Source organism: Pseudomonas sp. LS_2, assembly GCF_042709235.1.
In the GTDB taxonomy this organism is placed as follows: domain Bacteria; phylum Pseudomonadota; class Gammaproteobacteria; order Pseudomonadales; family Pseudomonadaceae; genus Aquipseudomonas.
Map to the genome: position 1 here is coordinate 24,382 of NZ_JAVAYC010000029.1, position 16,492 is coordinate 40,873.

Consider the following 16,492-nt stretch of genomic DNA (forward strand, 5'->3'; position numbering starts at 1 on the left):
CTGCGAAGAGGTCGTTGTCGCTTGCTCAGAGCGCAAGGCGTGAGCTGGCCACCGCTACCACGGCGATCCCCAGCAGCAGGTTGATGCCAACCATGCGGCGAATCTTGCCGAGCACGGCGGCGCCAGTGGGCCAGTCCTCGGCCTGCACCGCCGCCTTCAGCTCAGGCAACAGCAACGCCTGGATGCGCATGAACAGCGCGAACATCACGATGCCGCCGCCCATCATCACCTGAATGTAGCGTGGCGCGGTCTCGAAGCCGTTGAAGCGCATGTGCAACATCCCGATACCACTTATCGCCAGAATGGCCACGGCCAACCAGACCCATCCGAAGAAGCGTCGGAAAACTTCCACCCACAAACGCAGCCGCGCAGGCCCCTCCAGCGCTGCGACCGCCGCTGGCCGCAGTACGAGCCAGGCGAAGAACATACCGCCGACCCAAACCAGGGCCGCCAGGACATGCAGTGTGTAGGGCAGGGCAAAGGCGAGCATCGGGATCTCCATGCGGCACAAAGGGCAATAGCGGGGTATGATAGCCGCCCCATGCGAAACACTGAAAATATATCCAGCCCTTCGGGCGCCTGCAGACCATGATCAGCAACGAACTCAAAGCCACCATCCAGGGCGCCTACTCGCGTTTTCTCGAAGCCAAGAGCCTCAAGCCGCGTTACGGTCAGCGCCTGATGATCGCCGAAGTGGCCAAGGTGCTCGGCGACATCGCCTGCGACGACGACGGACGCCGCGCTGGCGAGCCTGCCGTGGTTGCGGTGGAGGCCGGAACCGGTACCGGCAAGACCGTCGCCTACAGCCTGGCCGCGATTCCCGCCGCCAAGGCCGCAGGCAAGCGCCTGGTGATCGCCACCGCCACCGTGGCGCTGCAGGAGCAGATCGTCTTCAAGGACCTGCCCGACCTGATGCGCAACAGCGGCCTGAACTTCAGCTTCGCCCTGGCCAAGGGCCGGGGCCGCTACCTGTGCCTGTCCAAGCTCGACGTACTGCTGCAGGAAGGCCATGCCCAGTCGGCCACCGCCCAGCTGTTCGAGGAAGAAGGCTTTCGCATCGAGGTGGACGAGCGCAGCCAGAAGCTGTTCAACAGCATGATCGAGAAGCTGGCCGGCAACCGCTGGGACGGTGACCGCGACAGCTGGCCCGAGGCCCTGGAAGACCAGGACTGGGCGCGCCTGACCACCGACCACGGCCAGTGCACCGGCCGGCACTGCCCGAACTTCCAGCAATGCGTGTTCTACAAGGCGCGCGAAGGCATGGGCAAGGTCGACGTCATCGTCACCAACCACGATATGGTCCTGGCCGACCTGGCCCTGGGCGGCGGCGCGGTGCTGCCCGACCCGCGCGACACCCTCTACGTGTTCGACGAGGGCCACCACCTGCCGGACAAGGCCATCGGCCACTTCGCTCACTATTCACGCCTGCGCTCCACCGCCGAGTGGTTGGAGCAGACCGCCAAGAACCTCACCAAACTGCTGGCCCAGCACCCGCTGCCGGGCGATCTGGGGCGGCTGATCGAGCAGGTGCCGGAGCTGGCGCGCGAGGTGCGCACCCAGCAGCAGTTCATGTTCACCCTTTGCGAGCAGGTCGCCGACTTCCGCCCCGGCGAGGACATGGAAGGCCGCGACCGGCCCCGCTACCGCTTCGAAGGCGGCGTGGTGCCGGAGCAGATCCGCGAAGTCGGTATCGAGCTGAAAAAAGGCTTCGGCCGCCTGAACGACCTGTTCACCCGCCTGGCCGATCTGCTCAAGGAAGGCATGGATGGCGAGACCAGCATCGGTATCGCCAGTCACCAGGCCGAGGAGTGGTACCCGCTGTTCGGCAGCCTGGTGACCCGCGCCCAGGGCAACTGGGAGCTGTGGACCGCTTTCACCGCCGAAGACCCGCAGGACAGCCCGCCCATGGCACGCTGGCTGACCCTGGCCGAAAGCGGTGCGCTGTTCGATATCGAAGTCAATGCCAGCCCCATCCTGGCCGCCGAAATGCTGCGCCGCAGCCTGTGGAACGTCGCCCATGGCGCCCTGGTGACCTCCGCTACCCTCACCGCGCTGGGCAAGTTCGACCGCTTCCGCATGCGCTCGGGCCTGCCGCGCGATGCAGTGACCTGCGTGGTGCCCAGCCCGTTCGTCCATGGTGATGCCGGCCTGTTGCGAGTGCCAGACCTGGGCGCCGACCCGCGCGACGTGCCGGGTCATACCGCCTCTATCGTTCGCGCGCTCCCCGATATCCTGGAGGATGCGCGCGGCTCGCTGGTGTTGTTCTCGTCGCGCAAGCAGATGCAGGACGTGTTCGACGGCCTGGACCGTGACTGGCGCAAGCTGGTGCTGATCCAGGGCAACCTCTCCAAACAGGAAACCCTGAACAAGCACAAAGCCCGGGTCGACGATGGCCAGCACAGCGTGCTGTTCGGCCTGGCGAGCTTTTCCGAGGGCGTCGACCTGCCTGGCGCCTACTGCGAGCACGTGGTCATCGCCAAGATTCCTTTCGCTGTGCCGGATGACCCGGTCGAAGCAGCCCTGGCCGAATGGATCGAAGCACGGGGCGGCAACCCGTTCATGGAAATCGCCGTGCCCGACGCCTCGCTGCGCCTGATCCAGGCCTGCGGTCGGCTGCTGCGCACCGAGCAGGACCGTGGCGTCATCACTTTGCTTGACCGACGCCTGGTCACCCAGCGTTATGGCAAGGCTATTCTCAACGCGCTGCCGCCGTTCCGCCGCGAGATCGAATGAACACCGGCGCACGACGCGCCGGTGCAGTTGTCCATACTCGGTCCTGAAGGCCTGGAAGGAGATACCCGCCTTATGTTCCGCCGCACCCTGCCAGTCCTTGCCGCGCTGCTGTTCTGCCCTCCACTGCTGGCCGGGCAACAGACGCTGTTCAGCTTCGTGCGCCCCGCTTCGGTGGTCAACGTGGCCACCGAAGGCGCCGACATGCCGCAATACAATGCGGAGCAGACAGCGCAAGGCGAGGTGCTCAGGCGCGTGGTGTTCAACCCCGTGGCGCGGCCGACCCTGCGCCTGAGCCCGCAGAGCGGCGCTTGGGACTGGTCCGCCGCGCAGTTCCTTACCTTGCGCCTGCAAAGCGCCATGGACTGGGCGCTGACCGTCGATGTGACGGTGCAGGGCAGTGATGGCCGCACCCTCACCAGTCGCATCGACCTGCCGGCAGGGCCTGCGCAAACCGTGATGGTGCCGCTCAAGGCCAGCTCTCCCCTGAGCCAAGGCATGCGCGCAGGGCCTCCCATGCCGTGGGTCTTCGAAGGCCAGCGACTGTTGCTGGGCAGCAGCAGTGGCGAGCTCGACCTCAGTCAGGTCACCTCGGTCAGCTTGAGTATCCCGGCGCCAAAGGTGGCGCAGAACCTGCTGATCGAAAAAGTCGGCATCCAGGATGACGACCTGGCGCTCAAGGCTGCATACAACGGGTTGATCGACGGCTATGGGCAGTCCACCCGTGGGCAATGGCCGGAAAAGATCGTCCAGGACGAACAGCTCAAGCTCGCTGCCGACCGTGAACGCCAGCAACTGAAGGGATGGCTCGCCGAGCGCGAGAAGCAACCACTGGACCCCTACGGCGGGCTGCTGGCCGGGCCTGCATTCGAGGCCAAGGGCTTTTTCCGCACCGAGAAACGTGATAGCCGCTGGTACCTGGTGACCCCCGATGGCCACCCGTTCTACTCGTTGGGCGTCAATGCCGTGGCCGCCGACGCAGGGCAGACCTACGTCGAAGGCCGCGAGGCTATGTTCATGGCCTTGCCCGCCGAAGGCGATAGGCTCGCGGCCTTCTACGGCAAGGGAGATAACGACGACGGCAATGCATCGTCGCAGGGGCGTGGCTTCAAGCAGGGCCGCTGGTTCGACTTCTATGCCGCCAACCTCTTGCGCACCCATGCCTCGCCGTGCCCGGCCGATGCTGCACAGCCTTGTCCAACGGCCAGCCTGGATGCCCTGCGCTGGCAGGCCCACACCCTGGACCGCCTGCAAGCCTGGGGTTTCAACACCCTGGGCAACTGGAGCGACCCAGCCCTGGGCCAAACCCAACGCATGCCGTACACCCTGCCGCTGTCGATCGTCGGCGACTACGCCAGCATCAGCACCGGCATGGACTGGTGGGGGCGCATGCCCGACCCGTTCGACCCGCGCTTTGCCATGGCCACCGAGCGTGCCGTGGCCATCGCCGCCCGCGACCACCGGGACGATCCCTGGTTGATCGGCTATTTCGCCGACAATGAACTGGCCTGGGCGGCCCCCGGCGACGACCCCAAGGCACGCTACGGCCTGGCCTACGGCACCCTGCGCCTGACCACCGACGTACCGGCCAAGCGGGCGTTTCTCAAGCAACTGCGCGACAAGTACCGCAACCAGCAAGGCCTGTCCAAGGCTTGGGGGATCGACCTGCAAGCCTGGGAACTGATGGAAGACCCAGGTTTCGAGGCGCCGCTGCCCAACCCCGAGCACCCGGAAATCGAACGTGACTACCAGTATTTCCAGCAGGTGTTCGCCGAGACCTATTTCAAGACCATCGACGATGCGCTCGCATGGCATGCCCCCAACCACCTGCTGCTGGGCGGCCGATATGCCGTGAGCACGCCGGAAGCGGTAAAGGCCTGCGCCCGCTTCTGCGATGTGCTGAGCTTCAACTTCTATACCTTGACGCCCGAGGATGGCTACGACTTCGCCCGCCTGGCCGAGCTGGACAAGCCGGTGCTGGTATCGGAGTTCCAGTTCGGCTCCCGCGATCGCGGGCCGTTCTGGCCGGGGCCGCTGGAGGTTGCCCGGGAAGAAGACCGCGGGCCCGCCTACGGCAACTTCCTCAAGGCGGCCCTGGCCCAGCCGACGATCGTCGGCGCGCACTGGTTCCAGTACCTCGACCAGCCCGCCAGCGGGCGCCTGCTCGATGGTGAGAACGGGCACCTGGGGTTGGTTGCCATCACCGATGTGGCCTACCCGGGTTTCGTCGAAGCGGTACGCAAGAGCAACCAGCTGTTGCTTGAACAACTGCGCAAAGGCTTGGAAAAAACCTCCCCATAGCATAGGGCCGAACGGTCGTGGCGTTACGGAACTTTTTCATGCGACCACCCGGCCCTATCCGGTTTGCAAAACCATCAACTACTGAAACAATGCACCACTTTGTGAGTAGGTCGTGCGGGGAGCAGACGGGTGCAGATCCAGGGTCACTATGAGCTGAAGTTCGAGGCGGTGCGCGATGCCTTCGCCGCGTTGTTCGAGGACCCCCAGGAGCGTGGCGCAGCGCTGTGCATCCAGGTGGGTGGCGAAACCGTCATCGACCTATGGGCCGGCAGCGCCGACAAGGACGGCCAACAGGCCTGGCACAGCGACACCATCGCCAACCTGTTCTCGTGCACCAAGCCCTTCGCTGCCGTCACCGCCCTGCAACTGGTGGATGAGGGCAAGCTGGCCTTGGATGCAGCCGTGGTGCGCTACTGGCCGGAATTCGCCCAGGCCGGTAAGGAGCACGTCACCCTGCGTCAGCTGCTCAGTCACCGGGCCGGGCTGCCGGCGATCAGGGCGTTGCTGCCGGCAGAGGCGCTGTATGACTGGCAGGCCATGGTCGATGCCCTGGCCGCTGAAGCGCCGTGGTGGACACCCGGCACCGAACACGGTTACGCGGCCATCACCTATGGCTGGTTGATTGGCGAGTTGATCCGGCGTGTCGATGGCCGCGGCCCTGGCGAGTCGATCGTCGCGCGCACGGCCAAGCCCCTGGGGCTGGATTTCCATATCGGCCTGGCCGACGAAGAATTCCACCGCGTGGCGCACATTGCCCGTGGCAAGGGCAACGCAGGCGATGCCGCGGCCCAGCGCCTGTTGCAAGTGACCATGCGGGAACCCCAGGCATTGTCTACCCGCGCCTTCACCAACCCGCCGGCGATCCTGACCAGCACCAACAAGCCCGAATGGCGGCGCATGCAGCAACCGGCCGCCAATGGCCACGGCAACGCGCGCAGTCTGGCCGGTTTCTACGCGGGCCTGCTGGATGGCAATTTGCTGGAGTCCGAACTGCTCGATGAGCTGACCCGCGAGCACAGCCTCGGCCAGGACCGCACCCTGCTGACCCAGACCCGATTCGGCCTGGGCTGCATGCTCGACCAAGCACAGGTCGCCAATGCCACTTTCGGGCTGGGCGCGAGGGCGTTCGGGCACCCGGGGGCGGGCGGCTCGGTCGGTTTTGCCGATCCGGAATATGATGTGGCCTTTGGCTTCGTTACCAATACCTTGGGGCCCTACGTCTTGATGGACCCCCGTGCGCAGAAGCTGGTGCGGGTACTCGGTACCTGCCTTTGATCGGGTAATGCGGGTATTGCCCGGCCCCTTTGACTATCCTCAATGCCAACGCCTGGCGTGTATGGGCAAATTTTCCTTTTAATTCATGGTGTATCGCTCATGTCTTCACAAAAAACCTTAGCACTCGCGTTGTGCCTGGCCATGACAGGCTGCGCCAGCCATTCTCAGGATGCTTCGAAGGAGGCCAGCCGCAGCTGGTGGCCCTTTGGCTCGGACAAGGTGGCCGAGCAGGAAGTGAAGGAAGCCGTCACCGAGAAGGTGGCCCAGGCCGATGCCAAGTCCGAGAGCGGCAGCCGCTGGTGGTGGCCGTTCGGTGAGACAGAGAAGAAGGCCGAGGCACCTGCCGTGCCGAAGATCGACCAGAAAGCCACCCAAGCCTGGTTGGACCAGTACGAGCCGAAGCTGCGTGAAGCCATCAAGGACACCAAGTTCGAGCTCGAGCGCCGTGACAACGTGCTGGCTGTCACCATCCCGGTGGACGGTGCCTACAATCCGGATCGTCCGAACATGCTGCTGCCGGTGAGCCTGGGGCCGATCACCCGTGTCGCCAAGATCGTCGAGGTAGACCCTAAGACCGCCGTATTGGTGCTGGGCCACGCCGACAGCACGGGCGCTGCCGCCGCCAACCAGAAGTTGAGCCTGGAGCGCGCCGCCTCGGTTTCGGCGATTTTCCGCCTCAGCGGTCTGCAACGTGACCGCCTGACCCTCAAGGGCATGGGCTCGGTAATGCCGCGCGCCGCCAATGACAGCAATGAAGGCCGTGCCCTGAACCGCCGTGTTGAACTGCTGCTGACCCCGCAGGACACCATGGTCGCGTTGTTGGCCAAGTATCAACAGGCCGCGCCAGTCCCAGCACCGATGGTTGCGGTGCAGGATGCCAAGGCGCCGGCTGCCAAGGCCGATGTGAAGCCGACTGCCAAGCCTCCGGTCAAGCAAGCGGCGAAGAAGCCGGCAGCCAAGGCACCGGCCAAGGCCGCCACGGCGAAGAAAGCGACCCCAGCCAAACCGGCGGCGAAGAAACCCGCAGCCGACAAGAAGGTCGCCGCCAATACCCCGGCGAAGACCAACTGATCATCAAGGACACGCTGCGATGACCCAATCCCTGGCCGATATGCGCCGTGACTACACCCGCGATGGGCTCGCCGAAGCGCAGGCGCCCGCCGAGCCGTTCGCATTGTTCCACCAGTGGTTTGGCGACGCGGTAAAGACCGAGCAGCCACCGGTCGAGGCCAATGCCCTGACCCTCGCTACCGTCGACGGCGAGGGACGCCCGCATTGCCGGGTGTTGTTGCTCAAAGGTTTGGATGAGCGTGGTTTCACCTTCTTCACCAATTACCAAAGCGCCAAGGGCCAGCAGTTGCTGGCCAACCCCTTCGCGGCCATGACCTTCTTCTGGCCGACGCTGGAGCGCCAGGTACGTATCGAAGGCCGTGTGGAAAAGGTGTCGGCCAAGGAGTCGGACGATTACTACCAGGTGCGCCCACTGGGCAGCCGCCTGGGGGCCTGGGCTTCGCCGCAGAGCCAGGTGATCGCTGATCGTGCCGAACTGGAAGGGCTGCTCAAGGCGACGGAGGCGCGCTTCAGCGACTCGCAGCCGCATTGCCCTGAGCACTGGGGTGGGTATCGCTTGCTGCCCGAGCGCATCGAGTTCTGGCAGGGGCGCTCCAGCCGCCTGCACGACCGCTTGAACTACCGCCTGGTCGACGGGCAGTGGCTGCGCGAGCGACTGGCGCCTTGAGCGCACAATGCCGCTGCCTGTAGATGGCAGCGGCATCTTTTCAGGGCAACGCCCGAACGGGGGCTCTCTGTACCCCGGCTGAATGAAAACAATTTTATAACGTGTGTATCGTGACACTCGTCGTTGCGCGGAGTCTAATGGACACCTGTCTTATGGAGATTCATCTCATGCGTAAATCCGTTTTGCTGGTGGCGAGTTTCACCACCTTTTCGCTGCTGCTCGGCGGTTGTGCCTCCAACCTGACCGGCGACAGCTATTCCCGTGATGAGGCCCGCCGCGTGCAAACCGTACGCATGGGTACCATCGAATCCCTTCGCCCTGTGAAGATCGAGGGCACCAAGACGCCGATCGGCGGTGGCGCTGGCGCCATTGTCGGCGGTGTGGCCGGCAGCGCTGTCGGCGGCGGCCGTGGCAGCATCGTCGCTGCGGTGATCGGTGCCTTGGCGGGCGGCTTTGCAGGTTCGGCGGCCGAAGAAGGCCTGACGCGAACCCAAGGCGTCGAAATCACCGTGCGCGAAGACGACGGCAGCATGCGTGCGTACGTGCAGCAAGTGCAGGAGAACGAAATCTTCCGTGTTGGCGAGCGCGTGCGCATCATGACTGTGGACGGCACCAGCCGCGTCACCCACTGACAGGGCGCAAAGAAAAACCCCGACCGGCAATGCCGTGTCGGGGTTTTTTTTTGCCTGTCGGTCAGTGGTTGCCGACCGCATGTTCCTTTAGATCGTCCGGTTTACGGCTGGACATTGCGGTCACTGCATAGCCGAGCAGCGCGGCGAACAACGAACCGGTGAGAATACCCATGCGGTCCATGCCTGCGTAGTCGCTGCTACCCGGTACAAACGCCAGGGAACCGACGAACAGGCTCATGGTGAAGCCGATACCGCAGAGGATCGCCACCCCCATCACCTGGCCCCAGTTGGCCCCCGCAGGCAAGGCTGCCAAACGCAGTTTGACGGCGATCCAGGTCAGTCCGAAAACCCCCACCATCTTGCCCAGCAGCAGGCCCGCAGCGATGCCCAGCGGCACCGGATGGGTGAAGCTTTCGAAGGTGACGCCGGCCAGCGAGACGCCCGCATTGGCGAACGCGAACAGCGGCAGGATGGCGTAGGCCACCCAAGGGTGCAGAGCGTGCTCCAGGGTCAGCAGCGGCGAAGCCTGCTGTTTGGACAGGGTTCTCAAGGGAATGCACAGCGCCAGGGCCACACCGGCCAGGGTCGCATGCACGCCGCTTTTTAGTACGCATACCCACAGCACCAAGCCCACCAGCAGGTACGGCGCAAGCCGCACCACGCCCAGCCGGTTCATCGCCAGCAAGGCCACCAGGCACGCGCCGGCCAGCATCAGCGCCAGGCTCGACAGGGTGCCGGAGTAGAACAGCGCGATGATGATGATCGCGCCCAGGTCGTCGATGATCGCCAGGGTCATCAGGAACAGCTTGAGCGATACCGGTACGCGCTTGCCCAGCAGTGCCAGCACGCCAAGGGCGAAGGCGATATCGGTGGCGGTAGGGATGGCCCAACCGGCCATGCTGGCGGGGTTGTCACGGTTGATGAACCAGTAGATCAGCGCAGGCACTACCATGCCTCCGACCGCTGCGGTCGCGGGCAGGATGATCTGGGAAGGCTTGGACAGGTGACCATCGACCACCTCGCGCTTGACCTCCAGGCCGATAAGCAGGAAGAACAGCGCCATCAGCCCGTCGTTGATCCACAGCAGCAGGGGCTTGGCGATCTCCAGGGCGCCGATCTGCACGGCAACGGGAACATTCAGGAAACCGGTGTAGAAGTGCGACAAGGGCGAGTTGTTGATGACCAGCGCGACCACCGCCGCAGCGATCAGCAGCAAGCCGCCGGCGGCCTCCAGTTGCAGGAAACGATTGATGAGGTTGCGCACGGGCAAGCGTCTCTCCAGTACGAATTCAGGGGAAGGGGTACACCCTAACGTGGCGGGATATTCTTTAAAACAAAAAGTATATTCTTTTTTGTTATAACTTGTTGCCTGTTTGCGTGCGGGGGTTCAGAGGGAGCTTCGGTCCAGTTTGATGAGGGTAATTCGGGGTCTGGTGTAGGTTTTTTTCAGGTGTTTGGCGAGCCGTCGCGGATTGCATCCACGAGGCTCGCCAACGATGTCTTATAGCCCGAGCATATCGCGCGCCACCGCCTCGGCGATGCGAATGCCGTCGACGCCCGCCGAGAGAATGCCGCCGGCATAACCAGCCCCTTCACCCGCTGGGAACAGCCCCTTCAGGTTGAGGCTCTGGTAGCTCGCATCCCGGGTGATGCGCAGTGGCGACGAGGTGCGCGTTTCGATGCCGGTCAGCACCGCGTCGTGCAGGTTGTAGCCCTTGATCTGGCGGTCGAAGGCCGGCAGGGCTTCACGGATTGCCTCGATGGCGAAGTCCGGCAGGCTCGGTGCCAGGTCGCCCAGGGTAACGCCCGGCTTGTAGGATGGTTCGACGCTGCCCAGTGCGGTGGAGGGGCGTCCCGCGACGAAATCGCCCACCAGCTGCGCCGGCGCCTGGTAGTTGCTGCCGCCCATCACATAGGCATGGGCTTCCAGGCGTTCCTGCAGCTCGATGCCGGCCAGCGGGCCGCCGGGGTAGTCGCGCTCGGGGTCGATGCCCACGACGATCCCCGAGTTGGCATTGCGCTCATTACGCGAATACTGACTCATGCCATTGGTCACCACCCGACCAGGCTCGCTGGTGGCAGCCACCACGGTCCCGCCAGGGCACATGCAGAAGCTGTACACCGAGCGGCCGTTCTTGGCGTGGTGCACCAGCTTGTAGTCGGCGGCGCCGAGCTTGGGGTGGCCGGCGTACTTGCCCAGGCGCGCCTTGTCGATGAGTGACTGTGGGTGCTCGATACGAAAGCCTACCGAGAACGGCTTGGCTTCCATGAACACGCCCTTGGCGTGCAGCATGCGGAAGGTGTCGCGGGCGCTGTGGCCCAAGGCAAGCACCACGTGCCGCGAATGCAACTGTTCGCCGCTTTGCAGCACCACGCCAGTGAGTTGCTCGCCATCGAGCAGCAGGTCGGTGACCTTCTGTTCGAAGCGCACATCGCCGCCCAGTGCGATGATTTCCTCGCGCATCTTCTCGACCATGCTGGTCAAGCGGAACGTACCGATGTGCGGCTTGTTGATGTAGAGGATCTCCTCCGGTGCCCCGGCCTTGACGAACTCCTCCAGCACCTTGCGACCGTGGTGGTTCGGGTCCTTGATCTGGCTATAGAGCTTGCCATCGGAAAAGGTGCCGGCGCCGCCTTCGCCGAACTGCACGTTTGACTCGGGATTGAGCACGCTCTTGCGCCACAGGCCCCAGGTGTCCTTGGTGCGCTGGCGCACTTCCTTGCCGCGTTCGAGCACGATCGGCTTGAAGCCCATCTGCGCCAGCACCAGGCCTGCGAAGATGCCGCAAGGACCGAAGCCCACCACGATCGGACGCTCGCTCAGCCCTTCCGGAGCCTGGCCGACGAACGTGTAGCGGACATCGGGGGCGACGCCGATATTGCGGTCGTCTGCGAACGTGCGCAGCAGTTCTGCTTCGTTGCTGGTTTCGAGGTCGATGGTGTAGATGAACAGCAGTTCGCTGTTCTTCTTGCGGGCGTCGTAGCTGCGCTTGAACAGGGTGAAACCGAGCAGTTGTTCGTCAAGGATCCCCAGGCGCTGGACGATGGCCTCGCGCAGGGCTTCGTCGGTATGGTCCAGGGGCAGCTTCAGTTCGGTGATTCGTAGCATGGCAGGGTCCAGTATCCCGGCCATGGGCGGCCGGCGGCTTTACACAAACCGCCAAGTATAAGCTGTTCGCCGCCTTGACTGGCAGGTTAAACGTCGCCGACGATCAGTTGTCGCGGGCGCCGCCATAGTAGGCGCAGCCTTGCAGGGTTTGGCCAGCGATGCGCAACTCGGCGCGCAGGTGGCGGATCGAGCCGCTGTCGCGTGCGACGCAACGCTGCGGCGCCACCCACAGCTCGACGCGCTGGCCGTTGGCCTCGCTGGTGAGGCTCAGGCCGCCGCCGGGCATCTGCTCTTCCAGAAAAGGCAGCGGCAGCGGCGGCTGGCCTTCGCGGTCGATCACCATGCCCTTGCCGCTGGCCTTGACGTCCCACGTCGGCCCCTCTCCGCTGGCGCGCAGGGTCAGTTGCTTGAAGTTGGGGTCTTCGCAGGCCCGGGTCGAGGGTTCCACACGGTACAGCCGCGACACTTCGAACTGGCCATCGGTATTGGCCTGCTTGTTGCCGGTCAGGCGCCCGCGAAGGTCGGCGAACAGTTTATCGTCGGCGCCATCGGCCAGGTTGGCGGCTTCCTGCAGCACGCCGGTGCCAGCGGCATCCCGCACGATGAAATGGCGGCTCTCGCCACAGGGTTTGAACAGCAACTGGCCACCGGTGGCGCTCAGTTCACCCTGCAGGCGCGTGGTTCCGACGTTCGGGTCGCGTGGCGGCTCGCTGAACGTCTGGCAACCGGCGAACAGGGGTAGCAGGGAGGCGAGCAGCAGGGAAGGGGTGAGGCGCATCAAGGGGCTCCGGGGCGCGTGCAGGAAGTGCAGGCCACGGTACTCATGCTGGTCTGTGTGCACAAGGTGCAGCCCCTTTGCAGACATGAAAAAAGGGCCCGAAGGCCCTTTTCCCGATACCGCTGGATCAACCGCCCAGGTACGCGTCGCGCACTTTCGGGTCGGTCAGCAGCGCTTCACCGGTGCCTTGCATGACCACGCGGCCGTTTTCCAGCACGTAGGCACGGTCGGCGATCTTCAACGCCTGGTTGGCGTTCTGCTCTACCAGGAACACCGTCACGCCGTCACGGCGCAGTTGTTCGATGATGTCGAAGATCTGCTGGATGATGATAGGCGCCAGGCCTAGCGACGGCTCGTCGAGCAGCAGAAGCTTGGGCTTGCTCATCAGTGCGCGGCCGATGGCCAGCATTTGCTGCTCGCCGCCAGACATGGTGCCGCCACGCTGTACATAACGCTCTTTCAAGCGCGGGAACAGCTCCAGGACCTTGTCCAGTTGCTCCTGGTAGTCCCCCTTGTCGGTGAAGAACCCGCCCATGGCCAGGTTCTCCTCGACGGTCAGGCGGGCAAACACGCGGCGGCCTTCCGGCACCACCGCGATGCTCTTGCGCATGATGTGCGAGGAAGGCTGACCGACCAGCTCTTCACCCAGGTACTTGATGCTGCCGCTGTGCGCCTGCGGCGAGCCGCACAGGGTCATCAACAAGGTGGACTTGCCGGCGCCGTTGGCACCGATCAGGGTGACGATCTCGCCCTGGTTGATTTCCACGTTGACGCTGTGCAGCGCCTGGATCTTGCCGTAGAAGGTGGAAACGTTCTCGAACTTCAGCATTTACGCTTCCCCCAGGTAGGCCTTGATCACATCAGGGTTGTCGCGGATCTCCTCCGGCGTGCCATCGGCCAGGGGGGTGCCCTGGTTGATGACCACAATGTGGTCGGAAATGCTCATGACCAGCTTCATGTCGTGCTCGATCAGCAGCACGGTCACGTTGTGCGATTCACGCAGGTAGCTGATCAGCGCCTTGAGGTCCTCGGTTTCCTTGGGGTTCAGGCCTGCTGCTGGCTCGTCGAGCATGATGATGCGCGGTTGGGTCATCATGCAGCGGGCAATTTCCAGGCGGCGTTGCTGGCCGTAGGCCAGGGTGCCGGCGGTGCGGTTGGCGAAGTCGGTCAGTTCGACCTTCTCCAGCCAGTACTGGGCACGCTCCATCGCTTCCTTCTCGCTGCGGCGGAAGGACGGGGTCTTGAACAGGCCCGCGAAGAAGTTGGTGTTCAGGTGGCGGTGCTGGGCGATCAGCAGGTTCTCCAGCGCGGTCATTTCCTTGAACAGGCGCACGTTCTGGAAAGTCCGCACCACGCCCTTGCGGGCGATCTCGTGGCCGGCCAGGCCTTGGATCGGCTGGCCGTCGAGCAGGATAGTCCCGCCGCTAGGCTTGTAGAAGCCGGTCAGGCAGTTGAACACCGTGGTCTTGCCGGCGCCGTTCGGGCCGATCAGCGCCACTACCTGTTTTTCCTTGACGGTCAGGCCCACGCCGTTGACCGCCAACAAGCCGCCGAAGCGCATGCTAAGGCCGCTGACACTCAGAATTTCGCGGCTCATCGACGCAGCTCCATATGTGGACGTTGCATAGGCAGCAGGCCTTGCGGACGCCAGATCATCATCAACACCATCAGCGCACCGAACATCAGCATCCTGTATTCGCTGAACTCACGCATCAGCTCGGGCAGCAGGATCATCACGATGGCCGCGAGAATCACGCCCAACTGAGAGCCCATGCCGCCAAGCACGACGATGGCGAGGATGATCGCCGACTCGATGAAAGTGAACGATTCCGGAGTGACCAGGCCTTGGCGCGCGGCGAAGAAGCTACCGGCGAAACCGGCGAAGCTGGCACCCAGGGTGAAGGCCGAAAGCTTGATCACGGTGGGGTTCAGGCCCAGCGCACGGCAGGCGATCTCGTCTTCACGCAGCGCTTCCCAGGCACGTCCGATCGGCATGCGCAGCAGGCGGTTGATGACGAACAGTGCCGCCAGGGCCAGCAGCAGGGCCACCAGGTAGAGGAAGATGACCTTGTTGATCGAGTTGTATTCCAGCCCGAAGAACTCGTGGAAGGTCTGCATGCCCTCGGCGGCGCGACGTTCGAAGGTCAGGCCGAAGAAGCTTGGCTTCTCGATGTTGCTGATGCCGTTGGGGCCGCCGGTCCATTCCGTGAGGTTTCGCAGGAACAGGCGGATGATCTCGCCGAAGCCCAGGGTCACGATGGCCAGGTAGTCACCGCGCAGGCGCAGCACCGGGAAGCCCAGCAGGAAGCCGAACGTGGCAGCCATCAGACCGGCGATCGGCAGGCAGACCCAGAAGCTCCAGCCCAGGTAGTGCGAGAGCATGGCGTAGCTGTAGGCACCGACCGCGTAGAAGCCGACATAGCCCAGGTCGAGCAGGCCCGCCAGACCGACCACGATGTTCAGGCCCAGGCCCAGCAACACGTAGATCAGGATCAGGGTGGCGATGTCGACTGCGCCGCGCGAACCGAAGAACGGCCATACCAGGGCGACCACGATCAGGCCGAGGATGACCCAGCGCTGGGTCTTGGGCAGGGTCAGGAAGTTGCTGACGGATGCCGGCACCAGCTTGCGCTCGGAACGGCTGCCCATCACCGCGCTCCACTGCTTGTCGAACAGCACGCGCAGGAACATCAGCACCGAGCACACGGCGATGATGCCGATGGTGAAGGTACCTTGGCTGTGGACGATCAGGCGGATGCCATCGATGCTCAGTTTCAGGCCCAGCACCGGGAAGGCGACGGCCCAGACCAGCAAGGCGCTGAAGAACGCCTGTTTGAGATTTCTGTTCATACTTTTTCAACCTCCGGACGGCCCAGGATGCCGGTCGGCCGGAACAGCAAGACAAGAACCAACAAGCCGAATGCCACGACGTCCTTGTACTGGTCGCCGAAGATGTCGGCACCGAACGCTTCGGCTACACCCAGCACCAGGCCACCGAGCATGGCGCCCGGGATACTGCCGATGCCACCCAGTACCGCCGCGGTGAAGGCCTTCAGGCCCACCAGGAAACCGGCGTTGGGGTTGATGACTCCGTACTGCATGCTCAGCAATACGGCCGCTACGGCTGCCAGGGCTGCACCGATGACGAAGGTCAGGGCGATGATGTTGTTGGTATTGATGCCCAGCAGGTTGGCCATCTTGATGTCTTCGGCACAGGCGCGGCAGGCGCGGCCCAGGCGAGAACGGGAGATGAACAGTGTCAGGCAGGTCATGGCCACCAGGGTGACCACGAACACCAGGATCTGCATGTAGGAAACCAGTACTTCCTCCGCGCCACCTGGGCCGAAGGAGAAGGAGCCGGGGATCAGGTTGGGGATGGACTTGTCCTTGGAATCCTGCGAGAGCAGCACGGTGTTCTGCAGGAAGATCGACATGCCGATGGCGGAAATCAGCGGGATCAGGCGGTTGCTGTTACGCAGCGGCCGGTAGGCGACCCGTTCGATGCTGTAGCCATAGGCACTGGTGACGAAGATCGTCGCGACGAAGGCCACGGTCATCAGGATCGGCAACGAATGGATACCCATCATGGCCAGCGCAGCAAGGGCGATGAAGGCCACGTAGGAACCGATCATGTACACCTCGCCGTGGGCGAAGTTGATCATGCCGATGATGCCGTACACCATCGTGTAGCCAATGGCGATCAAGGCGTAGGTACTGCCGATGGTCAATCCGTTAACCAGTTGTTGTAGGAAATGGTAGATCTCAGGCATTACAGCGCTCCTAAAAACCTGATTTGCATTTCTCTGGCGGGGGGTGACCCCGGCCCTTGTTCTCGTGGTCTTCGCCACGTGATCGTTGTTGGGCTCTACCAGGAAACCGCGGGTGACGGTTTTAAGATTTTCAGGTAGACCGGCCCCCGGATCGCGGGA

14 protein-coding genes are annotated in these 16,492 nt (G+C 63.8%); 6 read left to right on the forward strand and 8 right to left on the reverse strand.

The window, feature by feature from the left end; all coding sequences use genetic code 11:
• Positions 1-25: 25 nt before the first annotated feature.
• Positions 26-490 (reverse strand): CopD family protein, encoded by a 465-nt coding sequence (locus RAC97_RS20725; RefSeq protein ID WP_375101397.1) that lies wholly within the window; start codon positions 488-490, stop codon positions 26-28.
• Positions 491-588: 98 nt separating this feature from the next.
• Here RAC97_RS20725 and dinG point away from each other — a divergent pair, with 98 nt between their 5' ends.
• From dinG to RAC97_RS20755, 6 genes are all read left to right on the forward strand, one after another.
• On the forward strand, positions 589-2,733 hold the full coding sequence (gene dinG, locus RAC97_RS20730) for an ATP-dependent DNA helicase DinG (RefSeq protein ID WP_375101396.1): 2,145 nt from the start codon (positions 589-591) through the stop codon (positions 2,731-2,733).
• Positions 2,734-2,805: 72 nt separating this feature from the next.
• Positions 2,806-5,031: a beta-agarase gene (locus RAC97_RS20735; protein WP_375101395.1), complete on the forward strand. Its 2,226-nt coding sequence runs from the start codon at positions 2,806-2,808 to the stop codon at positions 5,029-5,031.
• 129 nt (positions 5,032-5,160) lie between these two features.
• Positions 5,161-6,306: a serine hydrolase domain-containing protein gene (locus RAC97_RS20740; RefSeq protein ID WP_375101393.1), complete on the forward strand. Its 1,146-nt coding sequence runs from the start codon at positions 5,161-5,163 to the stop codon at positions 6,304-6,306.
• A gap of 99 nt (positions 6,307-6,405) precedes the next feature.
• Complete coding sequence (locus RAC97_RS20745) at positions 6,406-7,377, forward strand: OmpA family protein (RefSeq protein WP_375101392.1); 972 nt, start codon at positions 6,406-6,408, stop codon at positions 7,375-7,377.
• A gap of 19 nt (positions 7,378-7,396) precedes the next feature.
• Positions 7,397-8,044 (forward strand): pyridoxamine 5'-phosphate oxidase, encoded by a 648-nt coding sequence (gene pdxH, locus RAC97_RS20750; protein WP_375101391.1) that lies wholly within the window; start codon positions 7,397-7,399, stop codon positions 8,042-8,044.
• Positions 8,045-8,211: 167 nt separating this feature from the next.
• Complete coding sequence (locus RAC97_RS20755) at positions 8,212-8,676, forward strand: glycine zipper 2TM domain-containing protein (protein ID WP_375101390.1); 465 nt, start codon at positions 8,212-8,214, stop codon at positions 8,674-8,676.
• Between the two features lie 61 nt (positions 8,677-8,737).
• Here RAC97_RS20755 and nhaA read toward each other — a convergent pair whose 3' ends face one another.
• From nhaA to livH, 7 genes are all read right to left on the reverse strand, one after another.
• Positions 8,738-9,940 carry a Na+/H+ antiporter NhaA gene (gene nhaA / locus RAC97_RS20760; RefSeq protein WP_375101389.1) on the reverse strand — a complete coding sequence of 401 codons (1,203 nt, stop codon included), beginning with the start codon at positions 9,938-9,940 and terminating at the stop codon, positions 8,738-8,740.
• A 237-nt stretch (positions 9,941-10,177) separates the two neighbouring features.
• Complete coding sequence (locus RAC97_RS20765; protein ID WP_375101388.1) at positions 10,178-11,785, reverse strand: NAD(P)/FAD-dependent oxidoreductase; 1,608 nt, start codon at positions 11,783-11,785, stop codon at positions 10,178-10,180.
• Between the two features lie 103 nt (positions 11,786-11,888).
• Positions 11,889-12,563 carry a COG3650 family protein gene (locus tag RAC97_RS20770; RefSeq protein WP_375101387.1) on the reverse strand — a complete coding sequence of 225 codons (675 nt, stop codon included), beginning with the start codon at positions 12,561-12,563 and terminating at the stop codon, positions 11,889-11,891.
• Between the two features lie 127 nt (positions 12,564-12,690).
• A complete protein-coding gene (locus RAC97_RS20775) occupies positions 12,691-13,392 on the reverse strand; it encodes an ABC transporter ATP-binding protein (protein WP_375101386.1) in 702 nt (233 codons plus the stop codon).
• Entirely contained in the window at positions 13,393-14,160 is a 768-nt protein-coding gene (livG, locus tag RAC97_RS20780; protein ID WP_375101385.1) for a high-affinity branched-chain amino acid ABC transporter ATP-binding protein LivG, read from the reverse strand.
• Positions 14,157-15,413: a high-affinity branched-chain amino acid ABC transporter permease LivM gene (locus RAC97_RS20785; RefSeq protein WP_375101384.1), complete on the reverse strand. Its 1,257-nt coding sequence runs from the start codon at positions 15,411-15,413 to the stop codon at positions 14,157-14,159. Before RAC97_RS20785 ends, livG begins: the two co-directional genes overlap by 4 nt.
• Positions 15,410-16,333 (reverse strand): high-affinity branched-chain amino acid ABC transporter permease LivH, encoded by a 924-nt coding sequence (gene livH / locus RAC97_RS20790; RefSeq protein ID WP_375101383.1) that lies wholly within the window; start codon positions 16,331-16,333, stop codon positions 15,410-15,412. The genes RAC97_RS20785 and livH overlap by 4 nt, the downstream gene beginning before the upstream one ends.
• Between the last annotated feature and the right edge of the window lie 159 nt (positions 16,334-16,492).

Excerpts from the sequence above, each read along its gene's own strand:
- RAC97_RS20755 (WP_375101390.1), top strand. The coding sequence starts at position 8,212 with ATGCGTAAATCCGTTTTGCTGGTGGCGAGTTTCACCACCTTTTCGCTG.
- RAC97_RS20765 (WP_375101388.1), bottom strand. The coding sequence starts at position 11,785 with ATGCTACGAATCACCGAACTGAAGCTGCCCCTGGACCATACCGACGAA.
- pdxH (WP_375101391.1), top strand. The coding sequence starts at position 7,397 with ATGACCCAATCCCTGGCCGATATGCGCCGTGACTACACCCGCGATGGG.
- RAC97_RS20735 (WP_375101395.1), top strand. The coding sequence starts at position 2,806 with ATGTTCCGCCGCACCCTGCCAGTCCTTGCCGCGCTGCTGTTCTGCCCT.
- RAC97_RS20785 (WP_375101384.1), bottom strand. The coding sequence starts at position 15,413 with ATGAACAGAAATCTCAAACAGGCGTTCTTCAGCGCCTTGCTGGTCTGG.
- RAC97_RS20745 (WP_375101392.1), top strand. The coding sequence starts at position 6,406 with ATGTCTTCACAAAAAACCTTAGCACTCGCGTTGTGCCTGGCCATGACA.
- livG (WP_375101385.1), bottom strand. The coding sequence starts at position 14,160 with ATGAGCCGCGAAATTCTGAGTGTCAGCGGCCTTAGCATGCGCTTCGGC.
- livH (WP_375101383.1), bottom strand. The coding sequence starts at position 16,333 with ATGCCTGAGATCTACCATTTCCTACAACAACTGGTTAACGGATTGACC.
- RAC97_RS20725 (WP_375101397.1), bottom strand. The coding sequence starts at position 490 with ATGCTCGCCTTTGCCCTGCCCTACACACTGCATGTCCTGGCGGCCCTG.
- RAC97_RS20770 (WP_375101387.1), bottom strand. The coding sequence starts at position 12,563 with ATGCGCCTCACCCCTTCCCTGCTGCTCGCCTCCCTGCTACCCCTGTTC.
- dinG (WP_375101396.1), top strand. The coding sequence starts at position 589 with ATGATCAGCAACGAACTCAAAGCCACCATCCAGGGCGCCTACTCGCGT.
- RAC97_RS20775 (WP_375101386.1), bottom strand. The coding sequence starts at position 13,392 with ATGCTGAAGTTCGAGAACGTTTCCACCTTCTACGGCAAGATCCAGGCG.